Annotated in this window: 15 protein-coding genes and 1 tRNA gene; 4 read left to right on the top strand and 12 right to left on the bottom strand. The window is 43.7% G+C overall.

All coding sequences use genetic code 11. The annotated features are described in order from the left end of the window. On the top strand, window positions 1–1,448 hold a 1,448-nt coding region (locus tag A3762_RS15155; RefSeq protein ID WP_156493483.1), incomplete at its 5' end, for an Ig-like domain-containing protein. 557 nt (window positions 1,449–2,005) lie between these two features. On the opposite strand, the gene A3762_RS15145 is transcribed toward A3762_RS15155, so the two are convergent. The 10 genes from A3762_RS15145 to dapA form a co-directional block, all read right to left on the bottom strand. Then, complete coding sequence (locus tag A3762_RS15145; RefSeq protein ID WP_197469282.1) at window positions 2,006–3,085, bottom strand: choloylglycine hydrolase family protein; 1,080 nt, start codon at window positions 3,083–3,085, stop codon at window positions 2,006–2,008. A gap of 135 nt (window positions 3,086–3,220) precedes the next feature. Next, window positions 3,221–5,212, bottom strand: coding sequence for an Ig-like domain-containing protein (locus A3762_RS15140; RefSeq protein WP_197469281.1), 1,992 nt, complete (start codon window positions 5,210–5,212; stop codon window positions 3,221–3,223). Between the two features lie 8 nt (window positions 5,213–5,220). Then, entirely contained in the window at window positions 5,221–6,330 is a 1,110-nt protein-coding gene (locus A3762_RS15135) for an OmpA family protein (protein WP_068501576.1), read from the bottom strand. Between the two features lie 658 nt (window positions 6,331–6,988). Then, window positions 6,989–7,065: transfer RNA gene (locus A3762_RS15130), tRNA-Val, on the bottom strand. Between the two features lie 147 nt (window positions 7,066–7,212). Then, entirely contained in the window at window positions 7,213–8,241 is a 1,029-nt protein-coding gene (locus tag A3762_RS15125) for a DUF2860 family protein (RefSeq protein WP_068476786.1), read from the bottom strand. Window positions 8,242–8,449: 208 nt separating this feature from the next. Next, window positions 8,450–9,457: an NAD-dependent epimerase gene (locus A3762_RS15120; RefSeq protein ID WP_068476784.1), complete on the bottom strand. Its 1,008-nt coding sequence runs from the start codon at window positions 9,455–9,457 to the stop codon at window positions 8,450–8,452. Window positions 9,458–9,510: 53 nt separating this feature from the next. Beyond that, on the bottom strand, window positions 9,511–10,278 hold the full coding sequence (locus tag A3762_RS15115; RefSeq protein ID WP_068476782.1) for a TIGR04219 family outer membrane beta-barrel protein: 768 nt from the start codon (window positions 10,276–10,278) through the stop codon (window positions 9,511–9,513). Between the two features lie 52 nt (window positions 10,279–10,330). Next, complete coding sequence (purC, locus tag A3762_RS15110; RefSeq protein WP_068756384.1) at window positions 10,331–11,041, bottom strand: phosphoribosylaminoimidazolesuccinocarboxamide synthase; 711 nt, start codon at window positions 11,039–11,041, stop codon at window positions 10,331–10,333. A 36-nt stretch (window positions 11,042–11,077) separates the two neighbouring features. After that, on the bottom strand, window positions 11,078–12,151 hold the full coding sequence (gene bamC / locus A3762_RS15105; RefSeq protein WP_068756382.1) for an outer membrane protein assembly factor BamC: 1,074 nt from the start codon (window positions 12,149–12,151) through the stop codon (window positions 11,078–11,080). A gap of 5 nt (window positions 12,152–12,156) precedes the next feature. Further along, window positions 12,157–13,032: a 4-hydroxy-tetrahydrodipicolinate synthase gene (gene dapA / locus A3762_RS15100; protein ID WP_068476776.1), complete on the bottom strand. Its 876-nt coding sequence runs from the start codon at window positions 13,030–13,032 to the stop codon at window positions 12,157–12,159. Window positions 13,033–13,211: 179 nt separating this feature from the next. Between dapA and A3762_RS15095 the strand changes: the two genes are divergently transcribed. Both A3762_RS15095 and bcp read left to right on the top strand, forming a co-directional pair. Further along, window positions 13,212–13,751, top strand: coding sequence for a glycine cleavage system protein R (locus tag A3762_RS15095; protein ID WP_068476774.1), 540 nt, complete (start codon window positions 13,212–13,214; stop codon window positions 13,749–13,751). Between the two features lie 39 nt (window positions 13,752–13,790). Further along, the gene (gene bcp / locus A3762_RS15090; RefSeq protein WP_068476772.1) at window positions 13,791–14,264 is read left to right on the top strand and encodes a thioredoxin-dependent thiol peroxidase; all 474 of its coding nucleotides are present in this window, start codon (window positions 13,791–13,793) and stop codon (window positions 14,262–14,264) included. A 51-nt stretch (window positions 14,265–14,315) separates the two neighbouring features. Here the strand turns inward: bcp and A3762_RS15085 are convergent, their stop codons facing one another. Next, window positions 14,316–15,374 carry an AI-2E family transporter gene (locus A3762_RS15085; protein ID WP_068476770.1) on the bottom strand — a complete coding sequence of 353 codons (1,059 nt, stop codon included), beginning with the start codon at window positions 15,372–15,374 and terminating at the stop codon, window positions 14,316–14,318. Window positions 15,375–15,380: 6 nt separating this feature from the next. Next, complete coding sequence (locus tag A3762_RS15080) at window positions 15,381–15,614, bottom strand: sulfurtransferase TusA family protein (RefSeq protein ID WP_068756380.1); 234 nt, start codon at window positions 15,612–15,614, stop codon at window positions 15,381–15,383. Between the two features lie 117 nt (window positions 15,615–15,731). On the opposite strand from A3762_RS15080, the gene A3762_RS15075 reads away from it, so the two are divergent. Continuing rightward, entirely contained in the window at window positions 15,732–17,159 is a 1,428-nt protein-coding gene (locus tag A3762_RS15075) for a M48 family metalloprotease (protein WP_068756378.1), read from the top strand. Window positions 17,160–17,221: the final 62 nt, after the last annotated feature.

Below are 17,221 nucleotides of genomic sequence, written 5' to 3'. Positions count from 1 at the left end.
AGGTTAAACTGACGGGCCAATCTTTGGGGGTTACTACTTTAACTGTGGATGTCAGTGATCCCAGTCAATCAGCACAAACGAATGTGGCCGTGCAACAAATTTTGACGGTTACCGATGCCGTGCTCACCGAGTTATTGATTTCACCAAGCTCTCTTAGCTTACCCAAAGCGATCAATCAACAGCTATCGGTTGCAGGTGTCTACTCGGATAATTCGATCTTAATTGATATCCCTGAAGTAAGCTGGTCGGTTGAAGATGATCGCATTGCTCGCATCTCAGAAGACGGCTTGTTAAGCACATACCTAGATGGCCAAACCAAAGTATTAGTGAGCTTGGATTTGATTCAAGCTGAGGCTGAATTGGTAGTCAATGATGCCACAGTAGAGTCCCTTGTCGTCTCACCAGCTGAGGCTTCTATCGTTGAGGGCAGCAAAATAGATTATAACGCCACGGTAACTTTCTCAGACGGAACCGAAGCCGATTACACTGAAAAGGTCGATTGGTATAGCTCCAATAGCAGCGTAGCCGAGGTATATAATGGCAATACTATAAGAGGCCTGCATGAGGGCCAAGCCGAGATCTTTGCTGTGTTGAAAGTGTCTAGCTCAGCAGACACAAATGAGGTGCTTCAATCTAATCCCAGTGGGCGTCTAGACGTTTTTGAGGCTAGAATCACAGACATCGACGTTGAGACCGTTGACGGCAACCCAGACTTGCCGATGATTGTCTCGAAATCTGAAAGCCTAGTACCGATTGATCAATTGCAGATTGATAACGTTGCCGCTGACTTCAAAGCACAGGCAACGTATGAAGATGGAAGTAGTCAGGATATTACGCTCAGCGACGATACTCATTGGACCATTGTCGATGATCAAGACAATCTAGATAGCAGTATTGCGGTGGTTGCTGATGGACGTGTGATCGGTTTAGGTTCTGGCAATGGTGCTGTGAAGGCTGAGAACGATAATATTCGCGACAGCAGTCCGATAGTTACCACTGGCTGCCCAAGCTTAAAGGTTCTTAATCCTCGCCCAGGTGGCTCAGGCGTAATGTACTTCAGTTGCCCGCTTAGAGATACCGAAGCCACTGATGCTCAAATTAGCTATGGAGCAACCTCCAGAGGCGATGGGATCAGGGGCCCTGAGTTTGACTTCATCACTCACAGCAATGCTAGCGTCGCGGCTGATTACTGCGACAATCTCAATTTAGACGGTCACAACGATTGGGAACTAGCTAGATACTCCGATTTAGTCCGGCTGATATTTTACTATGACTCAAATAACGACTCTGACTACCTATTTTTTACCGAACATAATTGGCCAGCCCAAACCAACTTTTGGATTGCTGATAGATCTGGTAAAGCAATTTCATTAGCCGAAGTCACAACTGAGCCAGTTTCTGCCGTGGGGTCGCTATTGAGTACGTGTGTGAGGATACAACCCAATTAATCCAGCTTGTAAAACTTTCTCAAAGGGGCTGAAGCCCCTTTAAAATGTAGCGTTAAAACGCATGATATTGACGTCAGTGGTTTCCGCGCGCCAGCGATACAATCCCCAGCAAACTCTTGGTTCGACGCTTCATTGAGCTTCTTTGTAAACTTGCCCTCGCTCTGCTCTAGCCCGAATAACACAGACACTAAAAGAAACGTGAAAATAATAAGTGAAGGTTGATCAAAGTTCGTCAAAAAATACCAATATATCCCGAAAAAGCATTATCCCTTCGTCACAAATAAATATGTATATATCGCTGTTATAAATGAACTAAAGTGGAATTGTCTGGATTTGTGGCAACGTAAGCCTTGAAACTAATATTCTAGTTAAAAACTTTTCATAAACACTATTTCTTTCAAATAAAGAGCGCCCCGTACAACAGAATAGCTTCATGGCTCAAACAAAAAGGCTATTGAAATAAAGGCCTTGCAATTGGCCTGTAAAGCGTCTGCGACGAGAGATACGTCCAAAGGAATTTAGTTTTCCAAACGTTATGCAATCAGAAGCGTTTAGCCTCAGTCGTGTGAGCGGTCAGTAACTGAAAATCCTGACTCCATTTTTATTACTTTTGGCTCGTGTAGATTTTTCAATACAAATTTTAAATCTATTTTTTCAACTTGCTGCGTTTGATAAGTTTTATAATAGTATATCCTGTTTTTTGTGTCGGCTACTGAAGTCCAAACGGTGTAGTCGGTGAACAGTTCATCTTGAACCTTCTCACGAATCGAACCTTTTGGAATATCGAAATGATTCAAAAGGTGAAATGCCGAGAATACGGCATCTTCGGCCGTCTCACTCGGCAATACGGAGTTTGCGAATGCTGTTGCTCTCACAAATCTCGAGGGTGACGAGTGATCACCGGGCAGTCCAAAAAGTCCGGTACCCTCCCCAAAAGGCATTACTTTGTGCCGGCCGACAATTTGTGGCCCGCGATTTTCTGCGGTGAGGCCGACGTAGTTGTTCAAATTAGTTAAATGCCAATCAAAAGTGGGATTATTCGTTACTACGTTGACTGTATTGTCGAATATTTTTAAGCCGTCTGCTGTAATTTCGACAACGATCGATTCACCGCTTCGGTCAGTGATTGCATAGTGAAAAGGTGCAAACGAATCAATTTCTTTAATCCATGTGCCGACAATCGTAAGGTTAGGCAGCGCACTTTTAACCTCGTCTACCGTCGCAAATTGACTAAGAATATACGTGCCGAGCTCTTCACTTGAGATGGCCTTTACACGATTAGCCGGTGTAATTTTTTCGTACTCTGCTAAACCGTTAAAGTAAAATGCGCCAAAATAAAGACCTTCCTCATTTATTCCATCAACGACAATGGGTTTATCTAGGGCGTTGGCTCCCACCACGCCATACTTAGTCACATAAGTGCCACCAGTGAGATTCTCGTCCATAATGAGTTTTTCAATTTTTGTGCCTGCTGGAACGACTAGGATATTTGAGTGCACATCGAAACTAAACTCCATTGTACGCGCCGGAACGGCTGTTCCATCAAGTGCCCGCAATATGATTCCGGTACAAGCAAACACACTTGGACAAAGAAAACAGAGCACGACAACCATGGTTGTATTTAGTCTAGATCGCATTTTGGTAAGTCCTTTTTATTGTCAGTAAAGTTGATGCCGGATTTATATTTAAATCGAACTACTCTCACAAGCTAGATTTCAAGTGATGCCAGATCTCCTGAAAACTGTATAAAAAGGTCAGCATTAGATACCCTTCTACTCTATTCTGAGGCTAGCATTCCCACTAGAATTACTAAACTCGATATAAACATTTACATTACCTGCCGCAATGGCTTCCGCAATATTTCGATCTGATGAATCGCTACCAAATAAAGCTAAGCCGCCAGGTGTTGGCGTGAAGTTAGCAAAGGGTGTGCAATCGAACTTACCTCCCCCTGACAAATTAGCGGTGCAAGAGCATGTTGCAAAATCACCTACTAATAGATCGGAAGGCTCGCAACTCGGAGTTATAAACGTTACGTAATCACTCGTGACATCAAGATTTACAAAGTCAGACAAATCTAGGGTGCCATCAATATATTTGGCCGTTATGACCGTAGTGCCGGTCTTAACCGTATGCACACGGCCTTCATTACTCGGTGAATTGCTTATAGAAGCAATCTCTTGATTGCTCGATGACCAGACTACCTGGTCTGTCACATTAAGCGTTGTCTGATTCGAATAGTCGAGCATTGCTTCATAATTTGCATCGACCCTAAGTGGCAAGTCGCTATCACCCGGCACGATACGGAGTGCTGTAGGCGTTGCGTTTGTTACGGTGAGTACAGCTATATTGCTATCTACGCCGCCCAATGATGCCGAAATATCAGTAGTATCGGGCAGGAGCCCAGCAAATGTTGGGTCTGAATCCACGCGACCCGGTATGCGTAAATTCAATGTTGCAAGCGTTGTATTCGAACTAGTCCAAGCGACACGATTCGAAACGTCCTGCGAAGTACCGTCGCTATAATCGGCGAAGGCACTAAAAGGTTGTGATTCACCAAGTGGAATAGAGGCGTTTTGTGGATAGACGCGCAGTGTATTGAGTTCGGGCGCGACAACGGTACCCGTCACAGTATCACTTAGACCATTAAGCGCAGCCGTAATATCTGTCTTGCCGGGATTAATCGCTACAGCACGACCACTATTTGCTCCAAAGGTCTCAATTTTTGCCACGGTGTCGTTGGATGAAGACCATACCACCGTATCGGTGATGTCCCTACTTTGCTGATCATTAAATATACCGGTTGCTACGTATTGCCCATCAGTACCACGTACAACTGTTATATTTTCAGGGTTAACCTCGATGCTTTCCAGTTGAATTGGAATAACGTTTAATTCAGCATTCGCGACAGCAGACTGACCGGCGAAACTGAGATTTGCAGAGACAATAACAACGCCTTCGCTTTTCGCCGTAGCTTGGCCTTTCAGTCCAATATCATTTGAAATGAAAGCGAGTTTTGGCTCATCAACCGACCATACCACTTGTTCGGTAACATCTAGATATTCAACAGGGGTCGTTGCAAGTGCAATACTTGCTGAATAATTTTCATTAACACCGATTGGTACGTAGCTGACAGGAGGTGTAATTAAAAACTCTGTAGGTTCTCCAGAAATGACCTCTAGCGAAGCAGTGTCAGAGAAGGAATTAAACTCAGCCGATATTGTTACAAGCCCTGCTAGAATCGCTCGCGCGTTGCCCGGTCGACCAGGAAAGTTTGCAATGTCAGGATCAGAGGACGTCCACTGGGTATCGACTGTCACATCTTGATTAGATCCATCATCAAATTCAACGAAACTTAAAAATTGACGCTCTAAACCTGCTAACGTAATCACTTCCTGTGGCAATACAGAAAAACTTGTGATCACTTTGTCAGTGACAATAAGATTTGCTGTGGCCACCAACTCTTGATATTGGGCTGAAACCGTGAGCTCTCCCGCTTCTAAAGTCTCTAAAAGACCACTTTGGCTAATCGCAGCAAGTGCTGTTTGATCAACACTCCAGACAGAATCTCTTGTTACGTTAAGCTGTGAGCCGTCACTACTAACAACATAGGCTTGATAAACTTGTGAGGTACCTTTGTTTAGAGTCGTTTGCAACGGAACGATTGTCAGTTGTCTATTTATATTACTTGAACTGGCAAAAATGGGATTGTCATCAGTGCATCCCATCAAAACACTGAATGCCACGAATAAGATAAGTTTCATTAAGGGGCTCATTCTGCACCTAGCTCCGTTCGATAGAATTCCAATTTAATTCTTCTATTAGCGAGATCGCTATCCTCTCCCTTGCTATTACGAAGTGCCTCGCGCTCTCCACGCCCGAGAATCGCAACACGTTCGGCCGAAACCCCTTTGTCAAGGAAGTATTGTTTGGCTTCAATGGCGCGCTTTTTGGCGAGTTTTTCATTAAAAGAAGCAGAGCCTTTACTATCTGTATAACCAATAATGCGGACCGAGTACTGCGTGTTTTTCTTCAAGAATTCAGCTGCATTAAAATCAGGGTGTTCAACAATATCGTCTATACCAAATTTGGCGAAGTTAAAAGACAAATTGATATTGAAACGGTATTGAGGACAACCCGCCTCGTTGACGGGCACATTAATCAAGGTGTCGGGACAGCGGTCAAGGTTTCGTGTGACACCGTCAAAGTCCTCATCAACATAATTGCTTCGAGAGGGGGAATCAAAATGGTAACTTAGGCCTGCTAAAACGCTTAGAGCGCCTCTATCCTTCACGATAGTTAAACCGGAATCCTGCAAAAAGCTACTGTCAATGTTATACATGTCATATCGCGCGGTAAGATCGAGCGACAATGACTCGCTTAATGGGATATCAGCACCCGCTTGTAATGTAAACACAACAGACTGCCCATTGCGGTCAATTGAATCCAGCTTAGCCGATGGTGAATCATCGAGATACATAAATGCATATCCGACGCCGGCACCGATAAAGGGTTGAATCGCAGAATCCTCCAATTCAGCCGAGTGGACGATACCCAGCCCCGGGATAATAACTTTTCGGTCAGTATACTGTAGCCACGCGAAATCTAGATAGGTATCAAAGTAATCACTGTATTGGCTGTTGAACATTGCAGTGGTGTTTATAATAAAACCATCATTGCCCGGATCAAGCGCATCACTGGATCCGCCATTTGTATCACTACGGTCTTCAATTGCTCGCGAATAGCCAGCTTTGAGCGAGATCTTATCTGTTTCAAGCGCAAACAATGGATTAGGCAGAAAGCCGACTACAAAAACAAAATGATAAGAAAGAATTTTCTTTAGCAACACGTCCATATCCGAAATATTAAAGGTTAGATTCACTCATCACATTGCAAATTCTTGTACACATTCAATGTTGATATCCAGTTCTTTATTCAGAATCTGAGTTTTTATAACGATCCAAGTCTAGATCAGCTAGCACAACATGCAAACTAAAATCGAAGAGTTAAGATGCAGAGCGTATTACCCGAGCACACACCGCAGAAAAGATATTATAAGCTCGATTTCTAAACAAAATGCTCTTGAAGAAAAAGGTATCCAATGTATGTCATGATCGCTGTCCACTACTCACATGACAATAACTACCTACTTTCAGGGAATTCAAGAAATAGCATTGTTAAAACCAAAATACATATGTCGTTTAATATCTGTCTAAAAGATAAACGAAGGCATCATATTCAGAAAAACTGGATGCTGTTCAAGTAGGGCTTTAAGGCATAAAATAACTGTGTCTACTGTTGCCTAGCTTCACGATTAATAAGTAGCTTCTGGATGACGCTGTCGAGAACAGCACTTGAGAACAAGCCCACGACCTAATTTGTTGGGTTGATTCGCTATACAGTAAAAGGGTAAAGGTCATTCATTGCGAGAAAATATCAAAATAAAATACAACTTGGGCAAAGAATGGCATCCGGCTCGAAAACGAAAAAAGGCTTACAAATTTAAAACCTGTAAGCCTTTGATATTTCCTAGAAAATATTGGTACGACCGAGTGGATTCGAACCACCGACCCCCACCATGTCAAGGTGGTGCTCTAACCAACTGAGCTACGGTCGTATAAAACTTTTTTCTCGACTCGAGAACGGCGCGTAATTTAACAAAGCCGTGTATCGGACGCAAGAAGAAATCACGATTTAATTCTTACTTACAAATCTCCTTAAACTTCGGCGTGTTTAGACTTAGAAGTTCGCCTCTTAAACCTCACTAAAACTGATAAATTAAACCGAGCATTGCACTTGAGGCATCTTGATCATAAAAATCAATATTCGAATCGGATTCTGCTGCAGCAACGGAGCCAAACACAGACAGATCTTTGTACCCAAACAGTTGACCATATGTGAGCACTAAACTAGCCCCAATAGTATCAACCTCTTCTTTCTTTCCATATATTGGATTGAGCTCGTCGTAGTCAGAGCTTGAATAAAACAGTGTACCCACGAATGACCAAGTCGATCGAGTATGAAAGTATGCGAGCGTCGCTCCCATTCGATCTCTAGCACGCGCCTTACCGTCTAGATCAAAACGATCAAAATTTAACTCAGGAACAACCAAGTGGCCTTTGCTAATTCTGAACAAGTAGCTCACAGTGACCTCGGTTTGTGTTCCTTCTCGATTAAGAAGCGTTTGCTCATCGGCAGTAATTACATTATTTGTAACCAAATCGGCGCCGGCATTTTCTTCATCTAATTCGATCTCACGAGAACTTACCTCCAGACCTAATCCCGTGCCTAATACGTTTTGCCAACCAAGTCGCGCGCCTGTAGAAGATCGATCAGTGCGCGCTCTTGCTACATTCGCAACATAAGGGTCCGCATAGACTTCAGTTGGTAACGCACTAAAAAGAAACGCACCATAAACGATACCTTTTTTAGAAAGCTCTTGTTTCACTCCCAATTGGAATGCCAAGTCGTAACGTACTAAGTCTTCCAGTGCGACACCCAAATAGGCCTGTGTGCGGGATTCAGCAAAGGTGTAATTCACCTCACCAGTAATGAAAGGAGCCACACTCGATTCTGTTTCCGGATCTGCATTAATGCTTTTAATTGTTTGGTCACTTAACTTGCCACTCGTGCCCGCAACTAAGTTACTTGAATACTCAACAGCAGAAGCACCACCCACGACTGAACCACTAAAGCCAGACTCTTTAGGGATTGGTTTTAATGGCGCAGAATGCAAAAGTGTACTGAAGGCAAAACTACCGATCAGAGCGATCGCAGAATAGACATGATTCATATTACTTTCCCTGACAATAATTGTTAGTGCGGCCAATATACAGCTCAAAATATAATAGTTGAGATCTTATTGGTTTACCAAATTCATGGCCTGAAACTAGCGACGCCGCAAGCAAGAACCTGTAAAAGGCTCACTCGCGGCGTTTTAAGATGAGATGAAGTTTGTAAGAAAAAGCCCATATCAAGAAAGATATGGCAGGCTATCTAACTTAAACCTTGTAGAAGTCTCTATACCACTCAACAAAGTTCGCAACACCCTCTTCTAAGGGCGTTGACGGCTTGTAATCAACATCTTTGATTAATGCATCGACATTGGCGTAGGTTGCAAGTACATCACCCGGCTGCATTGGAAGAAGATTTTTCTCTGCTTTCTTACCAACGTTTTCTTCGATCAACTCTATATAACGGAGCAATTCACATGGATTATTGCTACCAATGTTATAGATGCGATAAGGCGCTCTAGATGTGGCTGAATCAGGATCTACTCCAGACCAATCGGGATTTGAAGCAGCAGTATTGTCTAAGGTACGAATAACGCCCTCGACAATATCGTCAATATAGGTGAAGTCACGCTGATGCTTACCATAATTAAATACGTCGATAGGTTTCCCTTCGATAATATTCTTAGTAAACATAAACAAGGCCATGTCAGGTCGTCCCCAAGGGCCATATACCGTGAAAAACCGTAAGCCAGTCGTCGGCAATCCGAACAAGTGACTATACGTGTGTGCCATCAATTCATTCGACTTCTTAGACGCAGCATACAGGCTTACTGGATGGTCGACATTGTCATGCACAGAAAACGGCATACTTTCATTAGCACCATATACGGAACTACTTGATGCATAAACAAGATGCTCAACTTCGTGATGACGACAACCTTCAAGAATATTCGTGAATCCAACGATATTCGCATCGATATAAGCTTGCGGATTCTCGAGCGAATAACGAACACCAGCCTGCGCAGCTAAGTTCACGACTCTTTGTGGTTTATGCTCAGCAAAGACCCGCTCAACTTCAACGCGACCTTCGAGAGAAACACGTTCTTCAGTAAAGTTTGGGTGATCTTTAATTCTCGCGAGTCGTGCTTCCTTTAAACTCGGATCATAATAATCGTTGACGTTATCTAATCCGATGACGGTATCGCCGCGATCTAACAAACGTATCGCTAAGGCATTACCGATAAAACCCGCCGTCCCTGTAATTAATACTTTCACACTCAAACCTACTATCTATTAAGTTATAAAACCGTTAAGCACCAAAGTGCTGATTAAAAGTCGATACCCGTGGAGATAAACGCGCCACTCAAATCGGCATCGACGTCAATATCATTAACATCTTCTACTTGAATCATCATTGAGCGATACCCTGCCTCAACAAACAACAGGCTAATGTCGTAACGAATACCTGCTTTCGCATCCATCACTTTATCGCCAGAGTAGCTAATACCAGACACTTGAGCACCAAAACTCAACCCGGTTAACGGCAACTCAACACTTGCAGCGACATATGCCATTGGAATGGGATCATCGATCTTCGTTTCACTAACACTACCTGTGCCAACGTCCTCGATTCTTAACTGACCATCAAATAGTTTGACGTCTAAACCAAGATCTAAATTCACGTAATTGTCTAAGACTTCGTAATAAAGAATCGCAGATGAATGCGTCAAATCTAAATCTGTTTTTGCATCACCATCAAACGTTACGCCGTCAAAATTCACACTCAAGCTGCCGTTCGCAGATTCATCTAAATCGATGTGCTTGATTTTAACGTTAGGAAGAATTGGGACTGGGTGTTCAATCGCAGCAGAGAACTCTACAAAACCAGAGTCGTCAAAATTCAAATCGTCTTGTAAATCAATTTTCTGTGCTGACGCCACACGATCATTTACATCACCACCATAACCCGCGTTCCAGTATGACACGGAGACTTCACCGCCAATAACATCGGCAGAGGCAGAGCTTGCTGCAAGTGAAGCACCAAGCACCGCTGCTGGTAATAAAGATTTACGAGAGAACAATGACGAGTTTTTCATAGGAATTCCTTAAGGTGTTTCTATATTTAACACCTTAAGCTTAGACACTATTTTAAAATTCGATACCTATTCGACGACCAACTTCTTCGTAGGTTTCGATCACGCTTCCCAAACCTTGACGAAATCGATCTTTATCCATTTTATTTAGCGTTTCAGCATCCCAAATACGACAGCCATCCGGGCTAAACTCATCACCTAGAACAATGCGACCTTCAAACAAACCAAACTCAAGTTTGTAGTCTACTAAGATCATACCGCCCGACTTAAACAGCTCAGACAATACTGTGTTGACTACTAATGTCAGTCGTTTCATGTCAGCAAGCTGGTCTTCAGTCGCCCAACCAAATGTGACACACAATGAAGTGTTCACCATTGGGTCATGCAAAGCGTCGTTTTTCAAAAACAATTCAAAGGTAGGAGGATTTAGCTCAGCACCCTCATCTACACCAAGTCGACGAACAAGACTTCCAGCGGCACGGTTACGCACAACGCATTCCACAGGCAGCATTTCGAGATTTTTTACCAAACTCTCATTGTCATTGAGCAACGACTCAAAATGGGTTTCGATACCTGCTTCAGATAACTTCTGCATGACAAAAGCGTTGAACTTATTGTTAACCATGCCCTTACGGTCAAGCTGCTCCATTTTTTCACCATCAAATGCAGACGTGTCATCACGAAATTCCATGACCATAAAATTTGGATCGTCTGTTTTGTAAATAGACTTCGCTTTTCCTGCGTACAACAAATCTTGCTTTTGCATCTCTGCCCTGACCCTATAAAAATTAAAAATTTCTATCTATGAAATATGCTCGAAGACGAGTTCAATCAGCTCACGAACGCTTTCTGGCTCTAATCGATCATTCAGCAATTTGGCTCGCACGTGAATGACGTCTTGCTCTTCTGCGTAGAATTTAAGTTCGATATTGCGTTCAGATTTCAACTCTTCGATCGTTGACTCAAAGGTGTACCAGCTTTCGATATCTTCTTGGCTGAGATAGCTAATGGTCACCACACCTTCGTCTTTATCGCGGTATGAAATTAATGCTGAACTTGCATTCAGAGCATCAATCACTTCAACCCACGAACGCGTAAAATTGATTCGCAATTCAAGATATGGATATCCAGCTTCGTCTTCTAGAATTCTGACCAATGATTCATCGCCGATCTCAACCGCATTGAGCGAGTAACGTAAATCGGCTTGATCTCGAGAAGTAATCGACTCGGCCATAAACTCAAGCAAACCGCGTTCAACTCTTGGTGCATGTGGCTGACTTTGCCATACACGACGCATTGTATCCGAGGCATCTGGGAACAAAGCCCGAACTTGTACTTCGGATGTATTTCGACGTATGCCCTGTCGCAAGCGCGTTTGGAAAGCCGTACCCTCGATAACAATCGGCCCGTGACTAGTCGCTTCCAAGGCTTCCATAAAGTTTTGATGAGAACCTTGTTCGTTTAGTTCTTCACTAGAAAAATATCCTGCTGCAACACTTTCCTCATGCGCATCAAAGCCATTTGTCTGCCAGAACGCGTCGATTAAAGTCCACGCCTTACTTGGCGACATGGGCAGTTCTAACCAAACGTCATTATCGTGTGCCACGATAGTGTATGGATCATCGCTTAAACTCGCAGTTGCATCAGGCGGCAGTGGCAACACGTATTTGCCAGGAACAACCAACTCGGAATGCGCTTGCGGTATACGATATCTTTCTTGTAGGAGGTCATCACTCAATGACTCAGGAACGACAAGAGCTTTACCGTCTTCAGCGTCTTTATACTCGCTCGAACGATCACCAATAAAAGCACAGCTCGTTAATGCACAAAAAATGAGAGCCCCGAAAGGAGCCCTATAAAATTGTTTGAATACCATAAAAACTACAATAAGCCTGCGCTATCTAATTCAGCTTTCAACTCTGGCTGCTTGGACTCATCAAGAACCGTTAGCGGGAGTCGTATGCCTGTTTCAGCTAAGCCCATCAAATGCAACGCATACTTCACGGGAATTGGGTTAGATTCAACAAACATCACATCGTGCAAAGACATCAAGCTATCATTCATTGCCTTGACTTGTTCTGCCTCGCCGTTTGCTGCTGCAACACATAGTTCGTGCATTTTCTTTGGCGCAATATTCGCGGTAACAGAAATGTTGCCTTGACCACCGTTCAGAATTAGCTCATAAGCAGTTGGATCATCACCAGAATAAACTGCGAAACCTTCAGGCACGGACTTGATCAGTTCGATCCCTCTCGCCACGTCACCTGTCGCATCTTTGATACCAATAATGTTTTCGACACTAGATAAACGAACCACAGTTTCGTTTGCCATATCGACAGCCGTACGACCCGGAACGTTGTATAAAATTTGAGGGATATCCACTGCTTCTGCGATCGCCTTAAAATGCTGATACAAACCTTCTTGCGTTGGCTTGTTGTAGTAAGGCGTAACAGAGAGACAAGCGTCAGCGCCAACTTGCTTAGCAGCTTTGCTCAACTCGATAGCTTCAAGAGTAGAATTAGCTCCAGTACCCGCGATGATTGGAATGCGACCCGCGGTACGTTTTACAACTCGTTCGATAACTTTGCAGTGCTCTTCAGGACTTAATGTTGCTGATTCACCGGTTGTGCCAACAGCAACAATTGAATCTGTGCCGTTTTCGATGTGAAAATCAACAAGTTGGTCAAGGCGGTCCCAGTCAAGTGAGCCATCACTGTGCATTGGGGTTGCGAGGGCAACAATACTGCCAGTTATCATAGAGTTCTCCGAGCAAACAAGGTCTTGCGCGATAAGAATTTACGCGCGTATTTCCAAGCGCGTATGTTAATGCTCGCAACGATTTTAAACAAGCGGAAACATTGCCCGAAAGCTTGGTAGAACTTACTGATATACCTATACTCTTAATACAACTCTTTTATATGGCGAATTGAATAATAATGAATACAAGCACTCAAGATTCTCACTTAGTAATTTCAAGTATTGGCACTGACCAACCAGGCATCGTAAATCAGCTCGCAAAGGCTTGCGCAGAAGCTCAATGCAATATCGTGGATAGTCGCATGACCGTTCTTGGTGGAGAGTTTGCCGTCATCATGATGATCTCTGGCCAGCCGAACAGCATTACAAAATTAGAAGAGGCCCTTCCTGCACTTTCCGATGAGCTCGGCCTAACAACCACAATAAAACACACGGTGGCACGTCCAAGTGCGCAAGCTTTCTCGTATACCGTAGACGTGGTCGCCCTCGACAACCCTGGAATCGTTCATGAAATCGCGCAGTTTTTCTCATCTGCACAAATCAATATTGATGATCTTTCCACAGGAACATATAGCGCGCCACACACTGGAACCCAAATGTTCAACCTAAATATGCTAATCCGCATTCCTGCCGACACGCATATTGCTAGCTTGCGCGAAAACTTTATCGACTTCTGTGACGACAGAAATCTCGATGCTGTCATCGAACCGCAACGCTAACAAGACTTTGGTAAACGCTTTATAACAAGGAGACTTTTTGTGACTCATCCAACCGTCGGCGAAACCGCGCCAAATTTTTCGCTGAGCAATCAAGACGGCGACGTAATTAACTTGTCAGATTACAAAGACAAAAGCGCTGTTGTTGTGTTTTTTTATCCTAAAGCAATGACGCCTGGCTGCACCACACAAGCTTGCGGCATTCGTGACACGAAAGCAGAGTTAGCGGAAAGAGGAGTTGAGGTATTTGGCATTAGCCCAGACCCTGTTGCGCGACTTCCAAAGTTTATCGAAAAGCACGACCTAAACTTCCCTCTCCTTTCAGACGAAGATCACGCCGTAGCGGAACAATATGGCTGCTGGGGATTAAAGAAGTTTATGGGCAAAGAGTTTATGGGGCTCATTCGCACCACCTTCATTATCGGTAAAGATGGCAAACTGTTGAAAGTGATGGATAAGTTTAAAACGAAATCACATCACGAGGATCTGTTAGCAGAATTGGACCAAGTTCTGTAAAACTAATAACGCTATACCTTCTTCGCTTTTGGTATAGCGTTTTACTTCCTTCTAAGCTTCAGCATCCACCCTTGGCCATGCCGTTAAAACTGCCTTAACCAGCGTTGCCAGAGGTATCGCGAAGAACACTCCCCAAAAACCCCACACACCACCGAAAAACAATACAGCGACGATAATGAGAATCGGGTGAAGATTAACCACCTCAGAAAACAGCAAAGGAACTAACACATTACCGTCAATCGCTTGCACTACAAAATATGCGATCAACACGTAGTAAAACTCGTCCGTAAGACCAAATTGAAACAGAGCAATCAAGGCGACCGGGATCGTTACAACTATCGCTCCGATATAGGGAATCAACACCGACAAGCCAACAAGCATTGACAACAACGCTGCGTAATTAAGACCGAAATACTGCAACACAATATAGGTAAAAACGGCGACAACGAAAATCTCTATCGCTTTGCCACGCAGATAGTTAGAAAACTGCTCATTCATTTCGAGCGAGACTCGCTGAATTAGGCCTTTCTTTGACGGGAGCGCTGCATCAATCGACATCAAAATTTTCGTGCGATCTTTCAAGAGAAAAAACACTAAGATCGGAACAACAATGAGATAAATCATCACACTTACAATCACTGGCAGCGTTGATAGTGAATGAGAGAATATCCATTGAACGACCTGCGCTGAGCCTTCCGATAGCTGCTGATATGCGAGCGTTATTTCATCACCTTGGAAGAACGCGGGGAAACGTTCCTGCAGATCATCCCCATAGACACGTAGCGTGCTCACTATTTTGGGAAAATCATTTACCAAAGACTCAAACTGCGAATAAACCAAAGGGAGAACAGCAAATATCAAAGCGAAAATCGCGGACAAAAAGGTACTAAAAACCACTGTCACAGAGAGTAATTGCGGTAGCCCACGTTTGTTCAACCAAGAAACAGCTCCTTGCAATACAAACGCAATGATTATCGATGCTAAAACAGGTGCAAGAATATCGCCCCACAGCAGGATGACACCAAATCCAATGGCAAGTAATGACGCGAGAACAATCGCTTGCTCATCAGAAAAATAACGCTCCACCCAAGATTGTACAATCTTCAACATACGGTTCTATTTATCTCTTTTCGTAATTAAATAAACGTAATCGTCATCAGAATGCGCTGTTTCTAGAGCGTGAGGAGTTAGCCCAATAAAGGCTTCAAAATCTCGCACAGACCCGGCATCTGTTGCCATCACCTTGACAGTTTGTCCTGGTAACATTTCATTCAACTTCAATTTCGCGCGCAACAAAGGCATTGGACAAGCCTCTCCTCGCGCATCGACAAGGTGGTCGTAATCGCTCATATTTGTTCTTGGTAATGATATTTTAAGGTTTGCAATAATAAGCTTTCGTGACTAGGAATCAACGTACAGTTACTATAAAGAACACAATAACATTAACACCGAGATCAACTAGCTCAAATGCAGCGCTCTATTTTCTTTGCAGCAATCTTATTCTCACTCTCTGTTCAGGCAAATGAATCCGAGCTTCCAAGCTTTGGAAACGCAAGCTCTACAATCATTTCGATCGAACAGGAACGCGAGTTAGGCACTGCATGGCTATCTGCGCTACGAGGCCAAGTTCGCACCTATGAACAACCTAGCGTCGAAGAATATCTTGAACAACTTGTCTACTCTCTCGCCCCGAACTCTACAGTCGCTGACAAATCATTTCGCTTTGTCATCCTTAACAGCCCAGAGTTAAACGCGTTCGCGGTACCCGGAAGCGTTATCGGTATCAATGCGGGACTATTTTTACATGCCGCGAATGAACAAGAATTTGCTTCTGTTCTTGCTCACGAATTGGCGCATTTGAGTCAACGCCATTACGCACGACGACTTCAAAAGCAGGAGCTCAGCACCCCGCTAACCCTCGCAGGCATATTGGCAAGCGCTGTAATCGCAGCCACAACTGGCGCCGAGGCAGGAATCGCGACACTTGCATCAACCCAAGCGATGTCTGTAGAAAAAGCACTTAGCTATTCACGCTCGAACGAAGAAGAAGCAGACCGAATTGGCATCGAAACCATGTACAAATCTAATTTCGATCCAAGAGCAATGCCACGCATGTTCGAAACCATGCTCAAAAATGCAAGACTACAAGGCTCTTCACCACCCGAATATCTCTCAACTCACCCCTTATCTGAAAATCGAGTTGCCGATACAAAAAACCGCGCCGAACAATATCCCATCAAGCAATACCGTGATAACTTTCAATTTCATATATCTAAAGCGATCGTCGCAACAGATTTCGCAGAGTCGAAAGAGTCTGCGATCAAATACTATCGATCAACTATAGAAAAAGGTCAGCATAAAAATGTCGATGCGACAAGATTCGCACTGGCGTACGCCTTATTTGATAGCAAACCTAAAGAATCTTTAGAAATACTGACGAAACTACATGCCAAGTATCCAGCACTCCCAGTGATCAGCATATTTTTAGCAGAAGCAGAATATTTTTCTGGGAATGCTGAAGCGTCTATAGCGCGACTTAAAACGCTGCTCGAATTCAATCCGAACAACTATTCTGCCGCGATCTTACTCGCAGAAATTTACGAGCAAGAACAACGCTATTCCGAAGCGGAGACGCTCCTCATCGCACAAAGTAGAACGCGCGCGGATAACCCTGTTATCTGGTATTTACTCGCAGAAATTCACAGACAAGCTGGCAACATTGTCGCCCTGCATCGCGCTCGTGCTGAGTTCTTCCTACTAACTGGCAGACTCAACCAAGCTATAGAGCAACTTCAAATAGGAATTAAGAAGGCGAAGCCAGAAAGCAGATTAGCGAGCATTATGAAACGACAACTCGACTACGCTTACCAGCTAAAAGACAACCCGCCTTTCTAAACAAAAAAGCGGGAATAATTAAGAATCAATGACAGATTGAACAAATCTGTTTTCACTGGATG

The sequence above is a fragment of the Oleiphilus sp. HI0125 genome, from assembly GCF_001635355.1.
The sequence above is the reverse complement of the archived record's forward strand: the minus strand, read 5'-3'. Positions and strand labels throughout refer to the sequence as shown.

Coding starts and splice junctions, on each gene's coding strand:
- A3762_RS15145 (WP_197469282.1), bottom strand. CDS start 3,085: ATGCGATCTAGACTAAATACAACCATGGTTGTCGTGCTCTGTTTTCTT.
- A3762_RS15140 (WP_197469281.1), bottom strand. CDS start 5,212: ATGAAACTTATCTTATTCGTGGCATTCAGTGTTTTGATGGGATGCACT.
- A3762_RS15125 (WP_068476786.1), bottom strand. CDS start 8,241: ATGAATCATGTCTATTCTGCGATCGCTCTGATCGGTAGTTTTGCCTTC.
- A3762_RS15115 (WP_068476782.1), bottom strand. CDS start 10,278: ATGAAAAACTCGTCATTGTTCTCTCGTAAATCTTTATTACCAGCAGCG.
- purC (WP_068756384.1), bottom strand. CDS start 11,041: ATGCAAAAGCAAGATTTGTTGTACGCAGGAAAAGCGAAGTCTATTTAC.
- bamC (WP_068756382.1), bottom strand. CDS start 12,151: ATGGTATTCAAACAATTTTATAGGGCTCCTTTCGGGGCTCTCATTTTT.
- dapA (WP_068476776.1), bottom strand. CDS start 13,032: ATGATAACTGGCAGTATTGTTGCCCTCGCAACCCCAATGCACAGTGAT.
- A3762_RS15095 (WP_068476774.1), top strand. CDS start 13,212: ATGAATACAAGCACTCAAGATTCTCACTTAGTAATTTCAAGTATTGGC.
- A3762_RS15085 (WP_068476770.1), bottom strand. CDS start 15,374: ATGTTGAAGATTGTACAATCTTGGGTGGAGCGTTATTTTTCTGATGAG.
- A3762_RS15080 (WP_068756380.1), bottom strand. CDS start 15,614: ATGAGCGATTACGACCACCTTGTCGATGCGCGAGGAGAGGCTTGTCCA.
- A3762_RS15075 (WP_068756378.1), top strand. CDS start 15,732: ATGCAGCGCTCTATTTTCTTTGCAGCAATCTTATTCTCACTCTCTGTT.